Genomic DNA, 23514 nt, shown 5'->3' with positions numbered 1-23514 from the left:
CACTTCGGCGGTGCCCTGCCTGTCGTCACCGCTTCCTTCATCGGGCAAAACCCCCACCACCAGGTGCCCCTCCACCCGAGCTGCGCCGCGGCTGGCCGCAGCCATCACCCCCGCTGGCCGGCCACCGGTGCCCAGCCCCGCTGGCGGGTCATGTCGTCGGTCCAGCCCTGGCAACGACTGGTGAGGTGAGCAGCGGGATGCAATTGGGGCCGGCGTGGTGCCTGAACCAGTGGCTGGTCATGCAGACCTTGCGGCTGCGGGTGCGTAGCAGCACCTCCTGATCGAGGTAGGGCCACTCCTCGATCGGTTGCTCCAAGGATCCACTGTCGCTCATCGACAGGATGGGCCTCAAGGTTGGGAAGCAACACCGCAAGGGATTATTTTTCAGAATCGGCCAACGAAGAGACGTCTTCTTATGAGAATTGTCCTCATCGGAGCAGCTGGGACCATCGGCCAGGCGGTTGATCAAGCCCTTGCAGAACGGCACCAACTGATTCGCGTCAGCCGCACCAGGGGCGATCAGCAGGTGGACATTGCCCAGCCGGAATCCATCCGAGCGTTGTTTGAAGCGGTGGCTCCGTTCGACGCTGTGGTCTGCGCAGCTGGGCAGGCCGCTTTTGGATCAATCGCAGACTTGTCCGATGACGACTTTCAACTCGGTCTCACCAGCAAGCTGATGGGGCAGGTCAATCTCGTCCGTCTGGGTCTGGCTTCGATCTCAGATGGAGGCTCGTTCACACTGTCAAGCGGCGTTCTGGGTCGGAATCCTGTTCCAGACAGCTGCTCGATTAGCATGGTCAATGCCGGCCTCGACGCCTTCACGCGGGCAGCAGCGCTGGGGATGCCCCGAGGGGTACGCATCAACGTGGTGTCGCCACCGTGGGTTCGCGAGACGCTGCTTGCATTGGGGCGCGATCCCACGCCAGGTTTGTCCGCTTCGGTCGTCGCGAAGATGTACGTCGACAGCGTGGAAAGCGAGATGACCGGCGAAAGACTCGATCCACGCGACTACGTGTAAGCAGATGCTTCAGACTCCGGCTCTTGATTCTATGCTGGGGAGTCTGCTTCTAGCGCATGAAAGATGGCGCCACAGTGCTGTCCTTGGCGGCAAAGTACCTGTTGGATGGGGATTTGGATATGGCGCTGGAGCTTGTTGGCAATCAATGTCCGATTATTCCATGGGACAGTCGGAAGGCAGCGCCTGGAGGGAGTGGAAAAGAATGAAGAAGTGCTCCTTTGCCGTCGGAACTTGTTGAGGCCAGGACCTATACACAGCTTCAGTCGCTCCAGGTGTTCCATGAAGATGGTTGCATTGATCGGTACACCGGTAGAAGGCTCATGTGCCCTGCGGCGTTGTACGCGCTATCCCATGCAATGCCATTGGTGTTTCCATGCAATTGACACGCCGGTGGAGCGAGCCCTTTCCGCCCTGCGCAATCTGCGCAACGCCTTTGCCCATTCAGCAGAGTCTGCGTCTCTCGCTTATCAGAGCCGCAGCTCCCGGTTGGCAGAGATCTATGCGGAGGCTCGCACCAATCCCCTCTGGGCGCCGCGGGAAACCGTGCTGGCCGCCCAGTTGCCTTCCCCCCAGGGGAACCTCGACCCCCATCTCCGCGGCTACATCCTGTTGATCACGATTCCGGTGGCCTTCCTGGAGGCCACGGCCCAGCAGCTGGAGCCCTTCAAGCCGCCGGTGGTGATGGGGTTCTCGGGTGTGATGCGCCAAAGGACCACTTGGTGAGCAGTCCTGAGAGCAATCGGCTCAGCTCCTCTCCCCTTGGGCGCTGCTGTCGCTTGTGATCTGTCCATCCTGAAGCCGCACGATCCTGTCACTGCGATGGGCCACCGCCGGATCGTGGGTCACCAGCACGATACCCGCCACCACCCGATCCCCCTGATCCACCAGCAGTTGGCTGACGCGCCCGGGCTGCTTGGGGCTGATGTTCACAGGCGTGATCGGCCGGATCGATCCCGCCGCCGTCACCCGGATCGCAATCGCACGCTGCTGCACCGCGGCTGTCTGGGCGGCAAGCGCACGCTCCTCCTGCGAGCGCCGGTTCTGCTGCCACAGCAGCCAGCCGCCACCGGCTAATCCAACCGCCAACAGGGCGATCAGGGGCAGCCGCATGCTGAGCCCATGGCGGCCTGGCGTGAGGGTCGGTGGACCCAAGGGAAGGGAGAGCGGAGGGTCTGCGTCCACCACCCTCCCTAGCCAGGGTGACCAGACTGTGACCCAGGATCCCCGTAGTCGTGACAGGCCATGACCCTGACCCCTGATCCGGTGCTCGTCTACGACGGTGGCTGTCCGTTCTGCAGTCACTTCGCCGTTCTCAGCGAGCTGCGCGGTGGGATTCCCGGTCTGCGGATCGTCGATGGCCGCGACGCTGCAGAGCTGCGGCACCGGCTGGCAGAGCGAGGCTTCCATCTGCGGGATGGGGCGATGCTGCTGCAGGGGGAGCAGGTGCTGCATGGCGCTGCGGCGATCACCTGGATCTGTGAGCGCCTGCGCCCCAGCGCCCCCTTGCTGCAGGTGCTGGGTCCGTTGTTTCGGGGACCGGAACGGGGCCGGCGCCTCTATCCGTTGCTCCTGCTGGGCCGCCGCCTTGCCCTCGCCCTGAAAGGGCTGCCCGTGGATCCGGATGGGCCGTCGGTGCCGCTGATGCAGCATGGCCAGCGGTAGATCCTTGGGCGCTCAGGAATCCGATGACCGATGCAGCCACACCTGATGCAGCCACCTGGCTGAGCGATCTGGGTGATCTGTTCGATCGGGTGGAACAGGTGGCCGGTGTGCCTCTGCAGACCCTGTGGGTGTCGGAGCTGGAGGATCAGTCGATCCTGCTGCCCGCCAGCGACGCCGATCCGGTGCATCGCATTCTCTACAGAGACAACACCCACGAGACCACGCCCTATCTGGTGGCGATGGAGGCGGTGCAGCTCCTGCGCGTTCTGCAGGCTCCCGGCGAGCAGCAACTGGCGATGCTGCCGCGGCGGGAGGCGCGGGAGCGGGTGGTGAGCGAGGCGGAGCGACGCAACCGGGATCTCTCGCTGGCGCAGCAGCGTAAGGTGGGGCTGAATCTGTACAACACCACCCTCAGCCAGTTACGCACCGTGCCGCCGGCGATGGCGGTGGATCGCTGGTTGTTCGAGCAGTTGCCCCAGCTGCGCAGCCGCCAGGACGCTTTCCTGCGGCAGCAATGCCAGGAGCTGGCGGAGGGCCTGGCCCTGGGCATGGATCGGCGCATGCCACCCCTGGTGCTGCAGGCCAACCGGGCCATGGATGCCGCCTACGCGATTCATGCCGCCACCCTCAGCGGCGTCCCGGAATTCTCGCTTCCCTACCAGGGAAGTGCCTGGGAGGAGCTGGGCACCGAGCTGCTGCAGCTCGCTCAGGCCTCGACCTCGGATGCGGCCGAATCCACGGAGGTGAGCGATCCGGATCGCCAGGTGATCGATGCCTGGGCCGAACGCCTGGGCATCGCCCGCTGGTACGACTGGAGCTGAAGGGCTGCTGACGTCAACGCCCAGCGGCTCAGCGATTCAGCCGCTCCATTCGCCAGGTCACGAACGTGCCCACCGGGCTCCAGAGCAGGAAGGGCACCAACAGCCCTGCCGCCGGCCGCGACACCTGCAGCACCGAGACGGCCAGACCCACGCCCCAGATCCAGCCCGCCAGGCCAACGGCAGTGCCGTTTCGCAGCCGGCGCGTGCGGCAGATCACCCAGGTGTAGCTCTGCACCAGCAGCAGCAGCAGCAGGAAGCCGGCCATGGCACCAGCGCTGGCCGTTGCCTGCCATACCAGCAGGGCCGAGCCGTAGAAGCAGAGGTAGATCGCCAGCCAGATCAGCGGGATCCATCGCTCGAAGGTGAGCCATCTCGGCCGGCGTAGCTGCAGAAACCATCGGAACTCCGCGCGGGACGGATTGAGCAGTGCCCCGACGGCCACGATCACAGCCAGGATCACCAGTGCAGCCAGCATTGCTTCAATCCCATCACTTCCAGGCTGATGCGCTAGGCCCTGCGTGGAGGTACTGCCAAGCGTTTCTGTGATGTGATGGTGTTGCTCAAGGCTTGGTGGTGGCAGCGCCGGCAGATGCCGCTGGCGACACACCTGGCGACGCGGTCGGCGGTGGATTGAGGGAGTCGTCGAGGCCCAGGTCGATTTCCCCGATCCAGAGCACCAAACCGGCCAGGCAGGCCAGGGCTGCGAGCAGCAGCAGCCAGTGACGACGATCCATGGCGCAGCAGATCAAGGGCTGCGGAATTTCAGCACGTCGCTCGGGGGGCGGAGCCGTGCCTCCAGATCTCAGGACCCTCAGCCAAGACCTGGTGCAGCATCATTCGCTTGACGTTCAGGGTGCGCTGTATGGCCGAGCCCGCGCCGATGCGATCCATCGATCCCGACAGCCTCGATGGCGGCGCCCTGTATCGGCTCTGCACCAGCCTGGTGGTGCCTCGGCCGATCGCCTGGGTCAGCAGCATCAGCGGCGACGGTCAGCCCAACCTGGCGCCGTTCAGCTTCTTCAATGCCCTGAGTGATCAACCGGCCGTGCTGATGGTGTCGATCGGCGCCCACCGGGATCGCGAGAAAGACACCCTGCGCAATCTCCGTCAGACCGGCTGCTTCGCCGTGCATGTGGTGGATGAAGCGTTGGTGGAGCCGATGAACATCACCGCCGCCGACTATGCCCCGGGCATCAATGAATTTGAGGCAGCGGGCCTCCAGGCCGTGGCCTGCAGCCGCATCGCCGCCCCCCGGATCGAGGCCGCTGCGGCCTGCATGGAATGCGATTGCATCGATCTGATCCCAGTGCCCGGCACCCGTTTCACCATGGCCCTCGGCCGCATCGTGATGGTCCATGTCCAGAGCCGCTGCCTGACGGAATCCGGCATGGCCTCGCCGGAAGCGCTCCGCCCCGTGGGGAAACTGGCCCTGAATGGCTATACCAAACTCGGCGAACTCTTCGAGCTGCAGCGTCCCAGGCTGGGGTGATCCGGATCCGCCAGGATGGCACCAGCGTCCATTGGCCCGGCATGCAGGCGTTCGTGGCCCTGTTCGCCCACCTCGATCACACCACCGCCACCCGCGCCAAGGTGGAGGCCCTGGCCGCCTACTTCGCCGCCACCGCTGCCCGTTCCCCCGCCGATGCGGCCTGGGCGCTGCACTGCCTGCTCGGCAAGCAGCGCCGCCGCCATATCACCGGTCGCCGCCTGCGCCAGATCTGTCTCGAGGGCACCGGCCTGCCGGACTGGTTGTTCGACGACTGCCATGCCCAGGTGGGCGATTCCGCTGAAACCATTGCCTTGCTCTGGCATCAGACCGCCCCGGAGGTTGCCCCACCACGCACCACAAGGGCCGCCGCACCACCCGCCTCGGATCCCACGGCTCTTCTCCCTCCCATGGCCCTCCCCCTTGCCCACTGGATGGAGCAGCTGCTGCCCGGCCTTGCCGGGCTGGAGGGCGAGCAACAGGCGGCTGCCGTGCAGGCCCTCTGGCAGCAGCTGCAACCGCAGGAGCTCCTGGTGGCCAACAAGCTGCTCACCGGTGGCTTTCGCGTCGGCGTCGCCCAGGGACTGGTGATCCGGGCGCTCGCCCAGCTCAGTGAGCTGGAGGAGCCGTTGCTGGCCCATCGCCTCATGGGCGGCTTCCAGCCCGGTGCCGCCGCCTGGACGCAGCTGCTGGCTCCCGCCGAAGCCGGCGGCGCCTGCAGCAGTCGCCCCTATCCCTTCTTCCTGGCCTCCCCGCTGGAGGCCAGCACGCACTCACCTCTTCCGGGTTCCCCCGCCGATTGGCTGGTGGAGTGGAAATGGGACGGCATCCGCGGCCAGCTGATCCGCCGCGCTGGTGAGAGCTTCCTCTGGAGCCGCGGCGACGAGCTGATCAATCCGGTGTTCCCCGAGCTGATCGCCCTGGCGGACAGCCTTCCCGATGGCACCGTGCTCGACGGTGAGGTGATCGTCTGGCCGCAGGAGGCCGATCGTCCGGCCCCCTTCGCCCAGCTGCAGCGCCGCCTGGGCCGCAAGGCACCGGGCCGTTCGATCCTGGCGGAGTGCCCCGCCGCTTTCGTGGCCTACGACCTGCTGGAGCAGGGGGGCCGCGATTGCCGTTCCGAACCCCTGAGCCTCCGCCGCGCCGCCCTGGAGGCTCTGCACCGGCAGGTCACTGCGGCGACACCCACCCCCGCAGCCGGGCTCCTGCGTCTCTCCAGCCTGCTGCCGTTCGATCACTGGGACGCGCTCGAACCGCTGCGGCACCACTCTGGCGCCGCCGGCGCGGAGGGTCTGATGCTCAAGGCCATCGCCTCGCCCTACCTGGCCGGTCGGCGGCGGGGCCACTGGTGGAAGCACAAGAAGGAGCCGCTGCGCCTCGATGCGGTGATGCTCTACGCCCAGGCCGGCAGCGGCCGCCGCGCCAACCTCTACACCGACTACACGTTTGGCTTGTGGGAGCGGGATCCGGCTGATTCCAGCGGCGATGCCGGCCAGCTGGTCACCTTCGCCAAGGCCTATTCCGGCCTCGATGATGCCGAGATCAGCGAGCTCGATCGCTGGATCCGCAGCCACACCCTGCAGCGGTTCGGGCCGGTGCGGGCCGTGGCGCCGGACCAGGTGTTCGAGCTGGCCTTTGAGGGGTTGCAGCCCTCCCGTCGCCACCGCAGCGGCATCGCCGTGCGCTTTCCCCGCATCGCCCGCTGGCGTCGTGACAAACCCGCCGCCGAAGCCGACAGCCTCGCTGCGGCGCGGCGCCTGCTTGAGAAGCAGTCCGATCTGGGCCAGTCCGACCAGGCCCAGTCCGATTCGTGCTGACCGTGGTTGTACGGAACAGCCGCAGCCACCGTGCCCTGCTGGCTCCGATCGAGGCCTGGTTCGCCCAGCGCGGCTGGCGGCCGATGCCGTTCCAGCGGCAGTGCTGGACCGCCGATCTGCAGGGCCGCAGTGGCCTCATCCAGGTTCCCACCGGCTCCGGCAAGACCTACGCGGCGGTGATGGGCCCGATCGCCCAGCTGCTGGCCGAGGCGGAGGCCGCCGGCGGAGCCGGCCTGGCTCCCGGGATTCGCCTCCTCTACCTCACCCCGCTGCGGGCCCTCAGCCGCGATCTGGCGCTGGCCATCCGCGAACCGATCGAGGCGATGGCCTGGCCCCTGAAGGTCGGCATCCGCAACGGCGACACCAGCAGCAGTGAGCGGACCCGCCAGCTCCGCACCCCGCCCCAGATCCTGATCACCACGCCGGAGTCCCTGTCGCTGCTGCTGGCGAACCAGAGGGCTGCGGAGTTGTTTGCCCAGCTCGATGCGGTGGTGCTCGATGAATGGCACGAGCTGCTCGGCAGCAAGCGCGGCAGCCAGAGCGAGCTCTGCCTCAGCTGGCTGCGCCGCCAGCGGCCGGGGCTGCGCACCTGGGCGATCAGCGCCACGATCGGCAACCTCGAGGAGGCGGCGCGGGCCGCCGTGGGGGTGAGCGACATCGATCCTCTGATCGTCACGGCCCGGCTGAAGCGCCAGACCCGCATCCGCAGCCTGCTGCCGGAACGGATCGATGGCTTCCCCTGGGCCGGTCACCTTGGCCTGCGCATGTACGAGACGCTGGTGGATGGCCTCGAACCGGGTGTTGCGACCCTGCTGTTCACCAACACCCGCAACCAGGCCGAGCGCTGGCACCAGTGCCTGCGCTACGCCTGCCCGGAGATGGAGGGCGCCCTCGCCCTGCACCACAGCGCCATCGACCGCTCCGAACGGGAGGCGATCGAGAGCGGCGTCAAGAACGCCGAGATCCGGTGGGTGGTCTGCACCAGCTCCCTGGATCTGGGGGTTGACTTCCAGCCGGTGGAGCGGGTCGTGCAGATCGGCAGCGCCAAGAACCTGGCCCGCCTGCTGCAGCGGGCGGGCCGCAGCGCCCACAGCCCCGGTGGCATCTCCCAGGTGCTGTTCATGCCCACCAACGCCCTCGAGCTGCTGGAGGTCAGCGCCATGCGGCGGGGTCTGGCCGCCGGTCTGGTGGAGCAGCGCCGCCCGCCTGACGCTCCGATCGATGTGCTGCTGCAGCACCTCACCACCCTGGCCTGTGGCCCCGGCTTCAACCCTGAGCAGGAGCTGGCGACGGTGCGTACGGCCTGGAGCTACCGCCAGCTTGATGACGCCACCTGGCAGTGGTGTCTGCGTTTCCTGGAGGACGGGGGCGATTGCCTGGGGGCCTATCCCCGCTACCGCAAGTTGCAGCGGGCGGCGCTGCTGCCTGACCGCATCGACCGCGAGCGCCCGCCCAGCCCCGGAGAACCCTTCGCCTATGTGGTGCGCGAGCCGGCGATCCAGCGCCTGCATCGGCTGCACATCGGCACGATCACCGCCGATCGCGCCGTTATGGTGCGCGTCGTGCGCGGCGCCGTGCTGGGCCACGTGGAGGAGGCCTTCATCTCCCGCCTCAAGCCCGGCGATGTGTTCTTCTTCGCCGGTCGCCAGCTGGAGTTCGTGCGGCTGCGTGAGATGACAGCCCAGGTGAAGGCCAGCAACCGCCGCAGTACCACGGTGCCGGCCTGGGCGGGGGGGCAGATGGCCCTCTCCGATCTGCTCAGCACCCAGCTGCGGGCCGAGCTGCACCGCTGTGCCCTGGCTCTGGCCCGATCGGAGCCGAATCCCGCCGGCCTCGACACCCCGGAATTACGCGCTCTCGAGCCCCTGCTGCGCCGCCAGGCGGATCTCTCCCATCTGCCGCTGGAGACGGAATTCCTGGTGGAGATCTGCTCCAGCCGCGAGGGTCAGCACCTCTATGCCTACCCCTTTGATGGCCGCTTCGTGCACGAGGGCCTGGGCTTCCTCTGGGCCTGGCGCCTGGCCCGCTGCCAGGCCACCACCTTCACGGTGTCGGTGAATGATTGCGGCTTCGAGTTGCTGGCCCCGCGTGGTTACCCCCTGCTGGAGCTGTTCGAGCTGCAGGCGGAGGAGCTGCTCGACGACTCCTGCCTCGAACGTGATCTGGAGCAGGCGGTGAATCTCTCCGAGCTCTGCCGCCGCCGCTTTCGTTCCATTGCCCAGATTGCCGGGTTGGTGCGTCATGGCTACCCTGGACAGTCCAAAAGTGGTGGCCAGCTGCAGATCAGTGCCGCCCTGCTGTTCGAGGTGTTCGGTCGGCATGAGCCGGACAATCGTCTGCTGGAGCAGGCGCGCCGCGAAGTGATGGCCGAGCAGCTGGAGTTGCCCCGGCTGCGCCAGGCCCTGCGGCGGCTGCTACGCTCCGAGTTGCGCCTGGAAACCCCACAGCGGCAGGGTCCTCTGGCTTTCCCTCTGCTGGTGGAGCGGCTGAACAGCCGCATGAGCAATGAATCGGTGTTGGAGAGGGTGCGTCGCCTGATCGCCGAGGCTGAGCGGCGCGAAGGCTGATGAAGAGCTGTTCGGTTGGGTTGGCGTTGCCGTTTTCTGGGCTCCAGAGCAGCCATACTGAAGGGGCGATCTCCTGCTGGCCTGCATCCCCACGGCGCTCCAGTTCCAGCCATGACGGATAGCGAACCCCCTCTGGAGGCAACGAGCGAAGTTCCGTTCTGGAGACAACGACACTTTGTCTATCAGGTGTTGCCGCAGGTTGTTTTCTCCCTAAGTCTGTTGCTCACGGCCGTGGCCGTGGAGTCTGCACGACAGCGGGGGATCAAGGAGCATCTCCGCCTCGAAAAGGCGCTGGCAGATGATATCCGGGACGCGGTCGAACGGCGTTTTGAGGTCAATACGGCTCTGCTCTCCTCGGTGGTGGGCTTGTTCAACGCCTCAGAGGATGTGGAACGGCAGGAGTTTCAGAGCTTCTTCCGTGAGATCGCAGGAACGGCAACCAATCTCAGAGGGATTCAAGGAGTTGGCTTTTCGCGATTGATTCCAGAAGGCCAACTCAAGCCCTTCTTGAATAGCATGCGATCGAAAGGGCGCAGCGATTTTCGCGTATTCCCTGAGGGCCGGCGACAAATTTATACCACAATTGAGTTTCTTCAGCCAAGCGACTGGCGTAATGAGCGAGCAGTCGGCTATGACATGTATAGCAACCCTGTGCGGCGTGAGGCGATGAAGCGTGCCGCGCTGACGGGGCTCCCCTCTCTTTCTGGGAGGGTGAAACTTCTTCAGGAAAATTCAGACGATGTCCAGGCAGGGGAGCTGCTTTATCTGCCCATCTTTCGTGATGGCAGTCGCATGCACGTCAAGGGTGTGTTTTCCCCGGCAGGACGTGGAGATGCTGCGTTCAAGGACTTGCTCGGTTGGGCTTACTCCCCCCTGCGGATGGCTGATCTGGTCCAGGCTGCACTGGTGCCGATCAGGAACCCCTATCTCCGCCGAGCCAGCTTTGCATTGTACGACGGCAGTCTTGCGACACCAAGTGAACTGTTGTTCAGTCAGTCGGCTGGACGGGTGTTAACCCAGCAGGCGGATGGGTCTGGTACTCCCGATTTGAAGTATGCCTCCTTCTCGAGATTCAATGTTGGCGGCAGGACCTTTCTGCTTGGCGTTCAGTTGGGTCGAACCAGTGGACAATTCTGGGGGCTCAATGCCATCGCCTGGATCACCCTTGCGATTGGTGTTGTTTTCAGCAGCGCCATCTGCGGGATCACCTGGCTGCTTGTCCGGAATCATCGGTTGGTGCTGAATCAGCTGACCATCTCGCAGGCCCGCAACCGGGAGCGGGCCCTGGCGGCCACTGTCTTCGAGCAATCGTCGTATGGCATCACCATCACCGATTCAGATGCAAGACTGATATCCTGCAATCAGGCCTTTTCTCAACTCACGGGCTATAGCCGGCAAGAGTTGCTTGGCCAAAATATGAGCATCCTCAAGTCCAACCGGCATGACAAAGCTTTCTTTCGACAGCTCTGGGAGTGCCTTCAGCATCAGGGTCGCTGGGAAGGAGAGATCTGGAACCGCCTGAAGAATGGCGAGTTGAGGCGGCATGAACTCACCATCAAGGCGGTCTGCAACGACGGTGAACAACTGATTTGTTATGTGGGGATGTTGCACGACATCAGCGATCGCTACAGGCAGGAGGCTGAGATTCGTTTCCAGGCTCGGCATGACTACCTCACAGGCCTGCCCAATCGCGCCGAGCTGATTGTTCAGATGGATCAGGCCTTGGCCCGGGCCAAGCGCTATGGCTTGCGGGTGGCGCTGGTGTTCCTGGATCTCGATGGCTTCAAGCCCATCAATGATCAGCTCGGCCATGCCACAGGCGATCGTGTGCTCAAGACCGTGGCGGCACGCCTTCAGCTGGTGATCCGTGAAAGCGACACCCTGGCCAGGCAGGGTGGTGATGAATTCGTGTTGCTGATTCCCCAGGCTTCCGATCAGAACGGACTGATCACGCTGGCGCACAAACTGCAGGAGCAGGTGGAGTTGCCCATCCCCGAGCTGGAGGGGCTACCGCTGTCTGTGAGCATCGGTATCGCCCTGTTTCCGGACCATGCCGCCAGCGCTGAGCAGTTGCTCCACCTGGCGGATCAGGCCATGTATCAGGCCAAGCAACAACGTCAGGGCTCCAGTGGACATGTCGCCATCGCAACCCCCGACGCAGGGGAAGCGATGCCATCGCAACGCCCTGCCTGAGAGGCTGGGCTCAGTTGCTCAGGCCCGTTCGAGTCGTTTGACGATCCAGGTCATCAGGCCGAGCGAGGCCGCCAGAGCAAGCAACAGCGCAATGGTCATGGACGACATCAGCAGGTCAACGGATTATCCCAGTCGCGCTGCCACCCCTGGCCTGCAGGCCGTCTTCGTCTACGGAACACTGCTGCGGGGCCATCGGAACCATGGCTGGCTGGCTGGAGCTCGGTTTCTGGGCCGGGGGTGCCTCGGTGGAGCTGTTCTCTATGACCTTGGCCCCTTCCCGATGGCTGTTGAGATGGATGGCTGCTTCCCTGTCGCCTCGCCCAGCGCATCCGCGTCGCCATCATCCCCAACCCCCTCAACCGAAAACGGGGTCATCCACGGGGAGGTCTATGCCGTGAATGAGGCTCAGCTTGGCGATCTCGATCGGCTGGAAGGTGTGCCGCGGCTCTATCGGCGCCAGCGACTTGTTCTGCTGGATGGTCGAGAGGTGTGGGTCTATCTCGGACGGGCCCGGCAGGTGCGGCATGTGGCGCCGATTCCCGATGGCCGTTGGCGCGGACCTCGCCAATCCCGGGGGACGCGGCGCTCACCCGTCACGCCGCTGGCGCTGTCGGGATGGTTGGCGTTGGGGCTTGGGTTCATGCCCAGCCCGGTCCATGCCGACAGCCGCCACGACTGCCAGCTCTGGAGGGGGAGCAGCGGCAGCCATCGGGCGATCGTGGGTAACCGGCTCGGCGCTGAGCATCTGCTCACCAAGGATCACAAGCTGGCCCAGACCCCCACGGATCAGCCCGTGGCGCTCTATCGCCGCAGTGATCTCGAGCGCCTCTGCCGTGGCTACTGATCGTCTGAGCCACGGATCGTCAGTTCCGCAAAGGCAGGACCGGGTTCAGGGCAAAGCCACCAACCAGCGACCGCCCGCACCGAGGCCCAGCACCAGCAGGGGACCCAGCAGCCAGCGCCAGCGGTCTGCCTGGCGCAGGCGGCGCTGCAGCACCCACGACCCCACCACCCCCACCACCCCCACCAGGCTCTGGCAGAAGGTGATCACGTGCGGATCGGCACTCCAGCCCGGCAGGGTTGCCGCCAGATCCGGCGCCAGCGGCGTCAGGCTCACCGGCAGCAGCTGGCCAGCCTCGACCATGCCCAGCGGCAGGTAGCGGGCCAGCAGCAACGCCCAGAGCAGGGGTAGCAGGCCGTAGAGCACCCGCTGGCGCCGCAGCGGCACGGCTAGCCAACGCGTGGCCAGGAAGGCGGCGGCAGGCAGGGCCAGGGCCAGGCTCGCGAAGGCCAGCCGGGGCAGCAGCGGGCCGCTCTGCAGTGACAGGGGCGCCAGCGGCAGCCAGCCCAGCAGCTTCGACCAGTAGGTGAGGGTCACGCCACCCGCCAGCACCAGGATCAGGCCGGTCTCACCGGCCGGTGGCGCCATGCTGCGCTGGATGTCTGCGGCGGGGGGGCGCAGGCGCAGCTGCACCGAGCGGTGCGGGCAGGCCTGGGCGCAGGTGAGGCAGAGCACGCAATTGCGGTTGTCAGCCAGGTGGGCCGGATGGGTGCCCACTGGGCAGCCGCCGGTGGCCATCCCCTCGCCTTCGGCGGGGCCGCCCTTGAAGCAGGCGTAGGTGCTGCAGCTGCCGCTGCAGGTGCCCACCTGGGCGCGCAGTTCCAGGATCGAGAGCTTGGCGAACAGGCCGTTCATGCCTCCCACCGGGCAGAGGTAGCGGCACCAGAAGCGTTTCTCGAACAGCAGCGAGCAGACCACCGCGCCGGCGGTGATCAACAACAGCAGGCAGCTGCTCAGCCAGGCCGTATTGGGCAGGTCGGCCAGTTCCTCCCAGAGCAGGATCGCGGCAAAGCCGGCCGCCAGAACCGGTGCCCCCCAGCGATCCGTGTCGCCGCGAGGCCAGGGGCGTGGCTTCAGGCCGAGGCGACGCCCCAGCCGCTGCACGATCTCGCCCCAGACCATGAAGGGGCAGAAGGAGCACCAGAGCCGGCCCACCAGGGGGTAACCCAGCAGGATCAGGGGCCACCACCAGGCCCAGAACAGGTTGAGCCCGCCGTTGCTGGCCCGGTCCTGGGGGCCCAGCCACAGCCAGAGGTTCACCAGCACGAACACCCAGCTGACCAGGCCGAACAACAGGCCGTTCCAGAGCCGTGGGGATCGCATCAGGTCACGCAGCCTCGGCTTCCAGCGCCAGAGGTCGAAGCGCAGACCCTGATAGCGATGGCTGGGGCCGGTCCAGAACACATCTTCCGGTAATTCGGCCGGTTGCTGGGCACTGCACTGGCGCAGGGCCCGGGCGATCAGGCCATCGAGTTCGCGCAGGTTGTTGGGGAAGTCGTAGGTCTGCAGCCGCTTCACCACCGTTTCGGAGACCTCCGGTGGCTGCTTCCAGCCAAGCTTGCGGGTCCGCTGCCGCACGCCGTAGCGCAGCCATTCACCCAGGTCCTTGCGCCGCACCCGCAGGGGCGGAACCCGGATCTGGGCCCCGAGGCCCTCGAAGCCCGGCACCGGCGCCTCGGCGGTGAAGAACACCCGGCCGCTGAAGTGGTGCACGGGCGCCGATTCGCTCGGCCCCCGCCAGTTGCCCGTGCGGGCCAGTTCGAGCAGGGCCGGCAGCAGCTGCGGGTCGACCAGATCCACCTGGTCGATCAGCAGGGACCCGTCCCCCAGGCAATCGAGCACGCTGCCCTCCCCCTGGCCACTGGCAGGACCGAACAGATCCGAGCCATCGGGCCGCAGCAGGGCGCCGTTGAAGCGCACCAGCAGCTGGGTGCGACGGCGCGATCCGAAATGGATCAGGGCCGCGATGTTGTCCTTCTCCAAACCCGGTTCGCCGCTGATCAGGACGGGGGGCGCCAGGGGATCGGCCGCCGCCTTGCGGATGTCGTCGCGAAGGCGCTGGGCGTAGCGGCTGCTGCCGACGATGCCGCGCCGCACCCGGCCCTGCACGAAGGGCGCCAGTTTCAGCAGGCAGGCGGTGCTGTCGGCCGTGGCGGGAGACGGCGAAGACACGCGAAGAAACCTTGGGAACCATCAGCATGGCCCGATTCGGGGTGGGATGGCCCTGCTGCGGTGGAGGGATGTACGCGGATGACCGTCTTTCAGTGGGGCCAGCACCAGCTGCTGTTCCTGGGGGACAAGGCGGTGTGGGATCCGCGGCAGGGCCTGCTGCTGGTGGCGGATCTGCACCTGGGCAAGGCCGAGACCTTCCAGGCCCATGGCATCCCGCTGCCCAGCGATGGTGATGGCGCCACCCTCAACGCCCTGCTGGCCCTGGCCCATCGCTGGCGGCCCCGCCGGGTGGTGGTGCTGGGGGATCTGATCCACAGCCGCCTTGGGCTCACCGCCGAGTTGCGCCAGAAGCTGGCCGCCCTGCCGCAGCTGCTGGGCTGCCCCCTGCAGCTGATCGGCGGCAACCACGAACGGGGCAGCTGGATCGATGGGCTGCCCCAGGAGCCCGCCCAGGCGGCAGGCGCCCTGTGGCTCAGCCACGAACCCGATCCGCGGCCGGGACGGCTCAACCTCTGCGGTCATCTGCATCCGGTGGCGCTGCTGGGCCGGCGTGGCGATCGCCTGCGCTTGCCCTGCTTCGCCTACGACCCCCAGGGCCAGCGGCTGGCTCTTCCCTCCTTCGGGCAGTTGACGGGCGGTCATCCCCGTCCCCAGGGTGAGCAGCTCTGGCTCGTGGCCGAAGGGACCGTGGTTCCGCCAACGCTCATTCCACCGCCGCCAGAGCCCGCACCACGTCGCCACGGGTGAGCACTCCCACCGGCCGCTGGTCGGCATCGAGCACGAACAGCCGTTGGGTGCTGCTCTCATGCAGTTGGCGTGCCGCGGCGGGCAGGCCCAGATCGGCGGGGCAATGGTGGGGATGGCGGCCCATCACCTCCCCCACGGTGCTGCCGAGCACCTGATGCACCTGTTTGTCCCATTGCAGGGGATTGCGCAGGTAGATCACCGCATCGAGCAACATCACATAGGGCCCGGCATCGAAACCGCTCTCGCGCACCATCAGATCCTGCTCGGTGAGCTCACCCACCAGCTCGCCAGCGGTGCCCACCACCGCCAGGGCGCCGATGTGGTGCTGGCTCATCAGCTGCACCGCATCCTGCAGGGGGGTGTCGGGGCCCACGCTCAACACCGGCGCGGACATCACTGCGGAGACCGGCTGTTGCACCACGGCGACCAGAACGAACTGCGGCCATTCTGCGGCGGGGAGGGTTCAGGATCGGCCTCACGCCACATGCCCCCTGCCATGGCCTCCCTCCGGCGCGCTGCCGATGCCCTCACCGTGCTGCGGGCCCTGCTGGGGCTGCCCCTGCTGCTGGCCCTCGCGGCTGGCTGGCAGGGGCTGGCCTGGATCCTGCTGCTGCTGGGTGGCCTCAGCGATGCGGCCGATGGTGCCCTGGCCCGTCGGGCCGGCGGTGGCTCGGTGTGGGGCGCCCGCCTCGATCCCCTCACCGACAAGATCCTGATCAGCGCCCCCCTGCTCTGGCTGGGGGCCGCCGGAACCCTGCCGCTCTGGGCCGTGTGGCTGCTGCTGGCCCGCGAGCTGTTGATCTCCGGCTGGCGGGCCGGCCAGAGCAGCGGTGGACCCGCCTCGGCCTCCGGCAAGGCCAAGACGATCCTGCAGTTCGCCGCGCTGCTGCTGCTGCTCTGGCCCGAGACGTGGAGCCTGGCTGGGGTCGCCTCGCCGGGGTTGCCCCTGGTGCTGCGGCAGCTGGGCTGGTGGCTGTTCTGGCCCTCCCTGCTCCTGGCCCTCAGTTCAGCCCTGGGCTACCTGGTCAGCCGGCCAGCAGCCGCTCGTCAGAACTGAAATCGGGACTGGTGGGCATCCGCAGGGCGTAATCGTTCACGAAGCTGTCGCGGAGGCACTGATCCAGGTCGTGGGCGGGGCTCCAGGCCAGTTCGGAGCAGACCCGGTGGATGTCGGTGAGGAAATGGTTGAGGCGCAGCGGAAAGGCCTTGCGCGCCTTGGGATCGAGACCGGCGGGATCGAAGCTGCGGATCGGCACGGCGGCGGGATCCTTGCCGCAGGCGCGGGCGGCCGCCTCCACCAGTCCGGTGAAGGTGACGCCCTTGGCCCCCGTGCAGTTGTAGATGCGGTTGGTGGCCGCCTCCACCTCGATGCAGCGCGCCATGGCAGCGGCCAGGTCGTTGACGTGGCCCAGCTGGGTGATGGTGCTGCCATCGCCGGGCAGTGGCACCGGGCGATCGTGCACGATCCGATCAAAGAACCAGCTCTCGACGGGGTTGTAGTTGCCGGGACCCACGATGTAGGTGGGCCGGAAGCTGGTGAAGGGGATGCCCTGCTGTCGCAACCAGGCTTCGGTGTCGGCCTTGCCGGCGTGACGACTGGCCGGATCGGTGGGGGATTCCTCGTCGAGGGGCCACTGGGCGCTGTCGGCGTAGACGCCGGCGGAGCTCACATAAACGAAGCGTTGGCTGGGCGCACCGGTGCGCTCGATCACGGCGCTGGAATCGCTGAGCGTGCGGCCGGAACTGTCGACGATCACCTCGAAACGGCGCCCCCGCAGCTGGTCCAGGCTGGCCGGGTCGGTGCGGTCACCCACCAGGTGCTCCACCCCGGCAGGCACCGCATTCCTGCCGCGGGTGAACAGGGTGAGTGCATGGCCGGAGGCGATCAGCTGCTCCACGAGGGGCTTGCCCACGAACCGGGTTCCGCCCATCACCAGGATCTTCACGGCCGCATCACCAGGAACTGGCGCCATTGTGCTGGGCCCGGCGCCGCCGCCCGCAGACCCGGCGCCGACTCAGGTCTCAGCGAAGCGGTGACGGATGGCCTCCACCTGGTCGCTCTGGCTGCGCACCACCGCGACACAGTCGGGATCCAGGCTGCCCTCGCTGACCAACCGCTCGAGTTCGGTCAGGGCTTGCTCCACCGACCAGGGCTGTTTGTAGGGCCGCACGCTGGTGAGGGCATCGAGGACATCGGCCACGGCCACGATGCGCGCCTCGATCGGAATCTCCTCAGCCCTGAGGCCAGCGGGATAGCCCGATCCGTCGAGGCGCTCGTGATGGCCGGCCACGATGTTGCGCATCACGATCGAATCGGCCAGTTCCTCCAGGGCGAACTGTCCGATGATGCGTTCAAGGATCGCGACACCCTTGTTCACATGGGTCTTCATCACCTCCCTTTCGGCAGCATCAAGACGTCCGGGCTTGAGCAGGATGCTGTCTGGGATGCCGATCTTGCCGATGTCGTGCAGGGGGGCGAACAGGAAGACGTGCTCAACGAACTCATCGCTCAGGCTGAACTGCGGGGCGACGCCCTTGGCAATCAGGCGGCAGTAGTGCGCCATGCGTTCGAGATGGGTGCCGGTCTCGAAATCACGCAGCTGGGCAAAATCCCTGGCCACGCTGGCGGAAGCGAGTAATGAGCGGACCACACCGATCTCCTGGGAGATCGTCATATTGATCAGCTTCGAGAATAAGGAAAGATTGCGCTGTACTTCCGGCGTAAATGCAGCCGTCTGGCAAGAGTCGTAGAAGAGGAAGCCGATGAAATTGGCATTGTCAAACAGTGGAAGTGTTAACGAGGATCGATAGTCTTGCTCCAGTAGCCAATTGGAATGCTGGTTGCCGGCTTGGATTGTGCTGGGGATGTCGTCGATCACGCGGTGCCGCCGGGTTCGGACTAACTCGCTCAGGGATCTGCTGCCGCCCAGGGGGAATTCATAGGCTGCGATCGCTGCGCCGCTGCGGGTGCTGTTGATGAACGTCTTCAGCAGATCGGTGCCTGGGTCGTAGAGAGCACAGGCGATCCGATCAATGGTCGGCACCAGATCCAGGAGCTGCTGGTGCAATTGCTCCAGCCGTTGGGTGAGCGCATTGCCCGCACTCTTCAGATGCAGGGGCAACCCAGGCAGAGGGGTCTGAACCTCTTGTGGTTGAACCTGTTGAGGTTGAACCTCGTCCGACGACGAGGCCCCGGGGACGGGAGTGGGGGTGGATCTCATCGGTGGCACCGGCGCCGGTCCAGTGGGGCAACCGCCCAGGCCGACCGGTTCAGCATGGCTCACCAGGCAGCTCTGAGGCCATCCAGCTCTGAGATCATCGGATGGCGGCAGGGCTCGCCAGGATGGCGACGCAGCAGGGAGGGCCCTTGGGGCCTGGATGTCGTTCACTGCAGGGGTGATCGCCGCCGCGACGAAGCCTTTGGATTCCCTTTCCGCTCCTGATCCTTCGGGTCTGCCTGATGGGGTCACCCTGGAGGCGCTGGAACGCCGCTGTCGCCGCCAGGGCAGCGGTATCGGCGCGCCGCAGCTCGAGGCCTGCTGGTGTCTGCAGAGCGTCTGGCGCAAGGGTCGGCAGACCCCGGATCGGGTGGCCAGTCCCCTGCTGCAGCTGCTGGGGGCACGGCTGGAGATTCGCAGTGCGACGTCTGCGCCAACGACCACCACGGTGCCCCTTCCTGCGCCTTCACCTGCGTCTGTCTCGGTGGATTCATCAACCCTTCACCTCACCAATGCGGTGCGCCTGGGGCGATTGGAGCTGCGCTTCAGCGGCCAGGGTGCCTTGGTGGGCAAACGGCCTCTGCTCCGCTTCAGCTTCAACCTGTTGGAGCTTGGCTGGTTGGAGGCCAACGGAGGCTTCCGGCCGCTGTGGAGCCGCCCCCTGCCGGAAGGCGGTGATCCGCGGCGCCAGCCCTTCTTCGCCCTGATCGCGGCCGAGTCCGACTGGCTTGCGGCCCGGGGCCGCGGCGGCGGCCTGGCGCTGTGGCGGCGGCGCGCAGAGGCTGATCTGCGATGACACCACAGCCAAGGGGCCGCGGGGCTGGCCGGCGGCAGCTGGCCCGGCACTGGACGGCCCAGGACAGGAGCCTGGCCCGCAGCCAGGGCTATCGCCACTTCACCCTGGTGGGTCGACGGGGACGGGCGCGCGATCCGATCGCCGCCTGCGCAGCCGAACTGGAGGCGGTGCTGCAGCCCGGTTTCCGGCTGCTGGTGCCGTTGCCGGAGCTGCACGACCCCAGCCTCTGGTGCAGCGGCTGGCTGTCCCTGCCTGCCAGGGAAGATGGGGCCAGTCACCGCCGCCCCATGCAGATTCTCCCCGCCATCGACCTGCTGGCCGGTCAGTGCGTGCGGCTGCACCAGGGCGACTACGACCAGGTGACCCGCTTCAGCGACGACCCCGTGGCCCAGGCCCTCGCCTGGCAGCGCCAGGGAGCGGAGCGGCTGCATCTGGTCGATCTCGACGGCGCCCGCTCCGGCGAGCCGGTCAACGATGGGGCCGTCAAGGCGATCACCGCCGCCCTCGACATCCCGGTGCAGCTCGGCGGCGGCGTGCGCTCCCTGGAGCGGGCGGAGGAGCTGCTGGCCTGCGGCCTGGATCGGGTGATTCTGGGCACGGTGGCGATCGAGCAGCCGCAGCTGGTGCTGCGTCTGGCGGAGCGCCATCCCGGCCGGATCGTGGTGGGCATCGATGCCAAGGACGGCAAGGTCGCCACCCGCGGCTGGATCGAGGAGAGCACGGTCGAGGCCACGGCCCTGGCCCAGAGTTTCGCCGGCAGCGGCATCGCCGCGATCATCAGCACCGACATCGCCACCGATGGCACCTTGGCGGGCCCGAACCTGGAGGCCCTGCGCGCCATGGCGGACGCCAGCCAGGTGCCGGTGATCGCCTCCGGTGGCATCGGCTGCCTCGAACACGTGCTGTCGCTGCTGCCGCTGCAGGCCCTGGGGGTGGAGGGCGTGATCTTGGGCCGGGCCCTCTACGACGGGCGCCTCACCCTGGCCGATGCGCTGCACGCGGTTGGTGAGGGCAGGCTGCAGGACGTGCCACCGCTGGGGACACCGTTTGGCTTGGGTGGGGGCGTCGTCGCCTGAACCGCTTCCCCCCCTACAGCTGTCGCCCCCCTATAACAGAGCCATACCCACTTCGCTTTACCCGTGGTCGCCGCCCCCGCCGAATCCGTCGCTCCGGCACCGGCTGGGTCGGCTGATGCTCAAGCGGGATGCGTCGCCGCCGAATCCCTGGCCGCCTCCGGCTCCACCGAAGACTCTGGCCTCAACTCTGATGAGCCCCGTCTGCCCGGCAGCGTCGACGACGTGTATCAGCGGTGCCGCGATCTGGGGATGCGGCTCAGTCGCCAGCGGCGCATGGTGCTGGATCTGCTCTGGGCCGAACGGGATCACCTCAGCGCCCGCGACATCTTCGAGAAGCTGAACGATCTAGGCCGCAACATCGGCCATACCTCCGTTTATCAGAACCTTGAGGCGCTCCAATCGGCCGGCGTGATCGAATGCCTCGACCGCGCCAATGGCCGGCTCTATGGCTACCGCGCCGATCCCCACAGCCATCTCACCTGCAGCGAGACCGGCGCCATCCAGGACCTGGACGTGGTGCTGCCCGAAGCCCTGGTTCGGCAGATCGAAGAGCTCACCGGATTCGCGATCGAGTCGTACACCCTGCATCTCACCGGCCGGCCACGCCGCTGAGTTCACCCCGTCAATGCACCTGGTCAGTCCATCCGGTCAACCCGCCACACCTCTGGAGTTCTGAGGCAGTGATCGGTACCTTGGGCCCACTCCGTGCCCCTGGGCGTGCGTTCCACATCGGGCTCGTCGCCCCCTGACTCCGTTCCGCAGCTGCTGCTGTTGGCTGACCCCCTGCTGCGCCATGGGCTGGCCAGCCTGCTCAGCGGTGAGCCCAGCGGCTACCGGGTGGCCCTCACTGCCGAGGCGCTTCAGGGTGCGCCGCAGTTGATCCTGTGGTGCCTGGCGGCCCCCTTGCCCGCACCTGAGGCCTTGCTGACCGAAGTGCAGCACCTGCAGGAGCGCTGGCAACCGGCACCGATCCTGCTGACCCTGCCCGCCGGGGCCACCGACCGGCGCGAACAGTGGCTGGCTCTGCCGGTGCAGGGACTGCTGCAGGACCCCGACCCCGACGCTCTGCTGGAGGCGATCACGACCTTGCTGGCCGGCGGGCGGGTGGTGCACCTCGCTGCCAGCGGCAGCGCAGCGGCGGCTCCGCCGAGCAGCGCGCCGGTGCTGGGGCTGGGTCAGTGGTTGCTGCTCAGCGGTCTGCAGCAGATCGATGCCGATCTGGCCCTCTGCGCCCACCTGCTCGATCCGCCGCCGCAGAGCCTGTTGCAGCAACTGCTGCTGGAGGGCCGCCAGCGGGAGCTGCGGGTCGCCCGGCAGTTGCTGCTGTGGATCTGGGCACCGGCCCAGCTGGCCTGGAGCCAGGAGATCCCGGAGCTGCCGTCTCCCCCCGCTGAGGCCAGCGGCACGGCCCTGACCCGCCGCTCCAGCACCAGCCTCACCCTGCGCCAGCGGGATGCCAGCAGCGTCTGGCAGGCGATCCGAGCCCGCCTGCAGGAGACCTGCCGCGCCGAGCTGGCCAACCGCAGTGGCCTGCTGCTGGCCCTTGAGGGGCTCAGCCCCAGCCGCCGGGAAGACCTGCTGCTGGCCCTGCTGGAGCAGTTCGACCGCCTGCGCCTGCGGCTGATGCAGGACAACCAGCGTGGTGTGACCCTGCAGGACAGCTGGCGGGCCTGGCAGGCGGAGCTGCGCCGCGAGGCCCTGCGCTGCATGGCCGGCACCTACGTGCAATTGCCCTGCGATGGCAGCCTCCGGCCCGTGGCCGACACCCTGCTGGCCAGTGCGGCACTCACCGACGACGACCCGGAACTGCCCGATCCCCAGCCGATGCTGATCAGCCTGGTGCAGGCCCAGCCGGTGATGGTCGACGGACGGCTGCTGGCGCCGGATGAACCGCTGGCCTTGCTCCACCTCGAACTGCTGGTCAGCAACTGGCTGGTGCGCAGCGCGGAGCTGATCTGCCTCGATGTGCTGGCCTGCTGCGGGGCCTGGCCGGAACTGCGCCGCTATCTGCTGCGGCCCGAACTGCTCTCGACCCGCAACCTGGAGCGGTTGCGCAACCGCCTCAGCGCCCAGCAGCGCTGGAGCGAATGGTTCGAGCGGCCCGTGCTGCTCTACGAAAGCCGGCGGCAGTTGTTCCGGCTCGACCAGGGTGCCATCGAGACCCTCGCCCTCACCGAGCCCCGTGATCAGGAACTGCGCCGGCTGGGCTGGTGGCAGCAGCTGGTCACCCTGGCGCTGGAGGGCCGCGATGCCCTGGCTCCCCAGCTCCAGGCCCTGCTGCGCCGGCTCGGCGATTTCGTGGTGGTGCTCCTCACCCAGGTGGTGGGTCGCGGTCTGGGCTTGATCGGCCGCGGCATCCTGCAGGGCATGGGCCGCAGTGTGGGCCGCAGCTGATCCCCTGCCAGGCTGGCCAGGTCAGTCCAGACGGGCGCGCGTCACAATGGCGCCACCCGCCCATGCCCGTTGTTGTCTTCGGCCCTGCTTCCTGTTCTGCGGCGCGCCATCACCCGGCTGGTGGCGCTGGTGCTGCTCAGCCTCGGCCTGGTCGCCCTGCCCGCCGGAGCCCAGGCCTCGCTCACCAACGACAACTACGACGGCAACATCTACGCCCTCTACGCCGGCAACGGGTCGCTCGTGCCACCCCGCAACAGCCTGGCGGACGCCCTGGCGGCTCACCGGCCGTCGGTGGTGATCTATTACCTCGATGATTCAGCCGCCAGCAAGCAGTTTTCGCCGGTGGTGTCGGAGCTGCAGCGGCTCTGGGGCAACAACATTGACCTGCTGCCCCTGGTGACCGATCCGCTTCAGAACCGGCCCGATGGCGGCAGCAGCGATCCGGCCCACTACTGGAAGGGCACCGTGCCCCAGGTGGTGGTGCTGGATGGAGACGGCACGGTGCTGCTCGACGCCGCCGGCCAGGTGAACCTCGAGGCGATCAACGATGCTGTGAGCCGCGCCACCGGGATCGCCCTGCCGGAAGGGCAGGCCACCAGCACCACCGTCAGCTTCAACGAACTCAATGCCGAGGTGGTGACCAGCCGCTGAGGGGTGGCCCGATCCCTGTCCAGTTTCTGATCCAGTCCCAGCCCAGGTCGTGCCC

24 protein-coding genes and 2 pseudogenes are annotated in these 23514 nt (G+C 67.2%); 17 read left to right on the top strand and 9 right to left on the bottom strand.

The window, feature by feature from the left end; genetic code table 11:
* Window positions 1-30 precede the first annotated feature (30 nt).
* Window positions 31-105: pseudogene (locus H8F24_RS20290) on the bottom strand (hypothetical protein); the annotation flags it as partial.
* A 43-nt stretch (window positions 106-148) separates the two neighbouring features.
* The gene (locus H8F24_RS17330; RefSeq protein ID WP_231597940.1) at window positions 149-334 is read right to left on the bottom strand and encodes a hypothetical protein; all 186 of its coding nucleotides are present in this window, start codon (window positions 332-334) and stop codon (window positions 149-151) included.
* Window positions 335-415: 81 nt separating this feature from the next.
* Here H8F24_RS17330 and H8F24_RS17325 point away from each other — a divergent pair, with 81 nt between their 5' ends.
* Together H8F24_RS17325 and H8F24_RS17320 are read left to right on the top strand one after the other, a co-directional pair.
* Window positions 416-1018 carry a short chain dehydrogenase gene (locus tag H8F24_RS17325; protein ID WP_197170350.1) on the top strand — a complete coding sequence of 201 codons (603 nt, stop codon included), beginning with the start codon at window positions 416-418 and terminating at the stop codon, window positions 1016-1018.
* A 390-nt stretch (window positions 1019-1408) separates the two neighbouring features.
* On the top strand, window positions 1409-1741 hold the full coding sequence (locus H8F24_RS17320; protein ID WP_197170349.1) for a hypothetical protein: 333 nt from the start codon (window positions 1409-1411) through the stop codon (window positions 1739-1741).
* 21 nt (window positions 1742-1762) lie between these two features.
* On the opposite strand, the gene H8F24_RS17315 is transcribed toward H8F24_RS17320, so the two are convergent.
* Window positions 1763-2200 carry a biotin/lipoyl-binding protein gene (locus tag H8F24_RS17315; RefSeq protein ID WP_231597939.1) on the bottom strand — a complete coding sequence of 146 codons (438 nt, stop codon included), beginning with the start codon at window positions 2198-2200 and terminating at the stop codon, window positions 1763-1765.
* A 60-nt stretch (window positions 2201-2260) separates the two neighbouring features.
* On the opposite strand from H8F24_RS17315, the gene H8F24_RS17310 reads away from it, so the two are divergent.
* Both H8F24_RS17310 and H8F24_RS17305 read left to right on the top strand, forming a co-directional pair.
* The gene (locus H8F24_RS17310; protein ID WP_197156137.1) at window positions 2261-2680 is read left to right on the top strand and encodes a DCC1-like thiol-disulfide oxidoreductase family protein; all 420 of its coding nucleotides are present in this window, start codon (window positions 2261-2263) and stop codon (window positions 2678-2680) included.
* Between the two features lie 23 nt (window positions 2681-2703).
* Window positions 2704-3501: a hypothetical protein gene (locus H8F24_RS17305; RefSeq protein WP_197170348.1), complete on the top strand. Its 798-nt coding sequence runs from the start codon at window positions 2704-2706 to the stop codon at window positions 3499-3501.
* 28 nt (window positions 3502-3529) lie between these two features.
* On the opposite strand, the gene H8F24_RS17300 is transcribed toward H8F24_RS17305, so the two are convergent.
* Together H8F24_RS17300 and H8F24_RS17295 are read right to left on the bottom strand one after the other, a co-directional pair.
* Window positions 3530-3976, bottom strand: coding sequence for a TspO/MBR family protein (locus tag H8F24_RS17300; protein ID WP_197170347.1), 447 nt, complete (start codon window positions 3974-3976; stop codon window positions 3530-3532).
* A gap of 85 nt (window positions 3977-4061) precedes the next feature.
* Window positions 4062-4235, bottom strand: a complete 174-nt coding sequence (locus tag H8F24_RS17295; protein ID WP_197170346.1) for a hypothetical protein — start codon at window positions 4233-4235, stop codon at window positions 4062-4064.
* Between the two features lie 128 nt (window positions 4236-4363).
* On the opposite strand from H8F24_RS17295, the gene H8F24_RS17290 reads away from it, so the two are divergent.
* The 5 genes from H8F24_RS17290 to H8F24_RS17270 all read left to right on the top strand — a co-directional run bounded on the left by H8F24_RS17290 (window position 4364) and on the right by H8F24_RS17270 (window position 12408).
* A complete protein-coding gene (locus H8F24_RS17290) occupies window positions 4364-4990 on the top strand; it encodes a flavin reductase family protein (RefSeq protein WP_197170345.1) in 627 nt (208 codons plus the stop codon).
* Window positions 4991-5031: 41 nt separating this feature from the next.
* Window positions 5032-6804 (top strand): ATP-dependent DNA ligase, encoded by a 1773-nt coding sequence (locus H8F24_RS17285; RefSeq protein WP_197170344.1) that lies wholly within the window; start codon window positions 5032-5034, stop codon window positions 6802-6804.
* A gap of 83 nt (window positions 6805-6887) precedes the next feature.
* Window positions 6888-9371, top strand: a complete 2484-nt coding sequence (locus H8F24_RS17280; RefSeq protein WP_197159326.1) for a ligase-associated DNA damage response DEXH box helicase — start codon at window positions 6888-6890, stop codon at window positions 9369-9371.
* 111 nt (window positions 9372-9482) lie between these two features.
* Window positions 9483-11564: a CHASE domain-containing protein gene (locus tag H8F24_RS17275; protein ID WP_197170343.1), complete on the top strand. Its 2082-nt coding sequence runs from the start codon at window positions 9483-9485 to the stop codon at window positions 11562-11564.
* 97 nt (window positions 11565-11661) lie between these two features.
* Window positions 11662-12408, top strand: a complete 747-nt coding sequence (locus H8F24_RS17270) for a gamma-glutamylcyclotransferase (protein WP_197170342.1) — start codon at window positions 11662-11664, stop codon at window positions 12406-12408.
* A gap of 45 nt (window positions 12409-12453) precedes the next feature.
* Here H8F24_RS17270 and H8F24_RS17265 read toward each other — a convergent pair whose 3' ends face one another.
* A complete protein-coding gene (locus tag H8F24_RS17265; protein ID WP_197170341.1) occupies window positions 12454-14577 on the bottom strand; it encodes a 4Fe-4S binding protein in 2124 nt (707 codons plus the stop codon).
* Window positions 14578-14655: 78 nt separating this feature from the next.
* Between H8F24_RS17265 and pdeM the strand changes: the two genes are divergently transcribed.
* Window positions 14656-15324: a ligase-associated DNA damage response endonuclease PdeM gene (gene pdeM, locus H8F24_RS17260; RefSeq protein ID WP_197170340.1), complete on the top strand. Its 669-nt coding sequence runs from the start codon at window positions 14656-14658 to the stop codon at window positions 15322-15324.
* Here the strand turns inward: pdeM and H8F24_RS17255 are convergent.
* A complete protein-coding gene (locus tag H8F24_RS17255) occupies window positions 15281-15718 on the bottom strand; it encodes a CBS domain-containing protein (RefSeq protein WP_197172529.1) in 438 nt (145 codons plus the stop codon). The two genes, pdeM and H8F24_RS17255, sit on opposite strands and share 44 nt — an antisense overlap.
* A gap of 102 nt (window positions 15719-15820) precedes the next feature.
* On the opposite strand from H8F24_RS17255, the gene H8F24_RS17250 reads away from it, so the two are divergent.
* A complete protein-coding gene (locus tag H8F24_RS17250) occupies window positions 15821-16381 on the top strand; it encodes a CDP-alcohol phosphatidyltransferase family protein (RefSeq protein ID WP_231597938.1) in 561 nt (186 codons plus the stop codon).
* Here the strand turns inward: H8F24_RS17250 and H8F24_RS17245 are convergent.
* Both H8F24_RS17245 and H8F24_RS17240 read right to left on the bottom strand, forming a co-directional pair.
* A complete protein-coding gene (locus H8F24_RS17245; protein WP_197170339.1) occupies window positions 16350-17270 on the bottom strand; it encodes an NAD-dependent epimerase/dehydratase family protein in 921 nt (306 codons plus the stop codon). The genes H8F24_RS17250 and H8F24_RS17245 overlap by 32 nt on opposite strands.
* Before the next feature lie 69 nt (window positions 17271-17339).
* Window positions 17340-18545, bottom strand: coding sequence for an HD-GYP domain-containing protein (locus tag H8F24_RS17240; RefSeq protein WP_370594770.1), 1206 nt, complete (start codon window positions 18543-18545; stop codon window positions 17340-17342).
* Window positions 18546-18702: 157 nt separating this feature from the next.
* Here H8F24_RS17240 and H8F24_RS17235 point away from each other — a divergent pair, with 157 nt between their 5' ends.
* The 6 genes and pseudogenes from H8F24_RS17235 (at window position 18703) to H8F24_RS17215 (ending at window position 23459) form a co-directional block, all read left to right on the top strand.
* Window positions 18703-19338, top strand: a complete 636-nt coding sequence (locus H8F24_RS17235; protein WP_231597937.1) for a hypothetical protein — start codon at window positions 18703-18705, stop codon at window positions 19336-19338.
* Window positions 19335-19520: pseudogene (locus H8F24_RS19755) on the top strand (hypothetical protein); the annotation flags it as partial. The gene H8F24_RS17235 and the pseudogene H8F24_RS19755, both read left to right, overlap by 4 nt.
* Window positions 19521-19625: 105 nt before the next feature.
* Window positions 19626-20414 (top strand): 1-(5-phosphoribosyl)-5-[(5-phosphoribosylamino)methylideneamino]imidazole-4-carboxamide isomerase, encoded by a 789-nt coding sequence (gene hisA, locus H8F24_RS17230; protein WP_231598328.1) that lies wholly within the window; start codon window positions 19626-19628, stop codon window positions 20412-20414.
* A 249-nt stretch (window positions 20415-20663) separates the two neighbouring features.
* Window positions 20664-21026 (top strand): Fur family transcriptional regulator, encoded by a 363-nt coding sequence (locus H8F24_RS17225; protein WP_197159322.1) that lies wholly within the window; start codon window positions 20664-20666, stop codon window positions 21024-21026.
* A gap of 159 nt (window positions 21027-21185) precedes the next feature.
* Window positions 21186-22808, top strand: a complete 1623-nt coding sequence (locus tag H8F24_RS17220) for a DUF3685 domain-containing protein (protein WP_231597936.1) — start codon at window positions 21186-21188, stop codon at window positions 22806-22808.
* Between the two features lie 69 nt (window positions 22809-22877).
* The gene (locus H8F24_RS17215) at window positions 22878-23459 is read left to right on the top strand and encodes a thylakoid membrane photosystem I accumulation factor (RefSeq protein WP_370594647.1); all 582 of its coding nucleotides are present in this window, start codon (window positions 22878-22880) and stop codon (window positions 23457-23459) included.
* Window positions 23460-23514: the final 55 nt, after the last annotated feature.

This window comes from Synechococcus sp. CBW1002, from assembly GCF_015840915.1.
Lineage (GTDB): Bacteria > Cyanobacteriota > Cyanobacteriia > PCC-6307 > Cyanobiaceae > CBW1002.
This window is presented reverse-complemented; position numbering and strand designations above follow the sequence as displayed.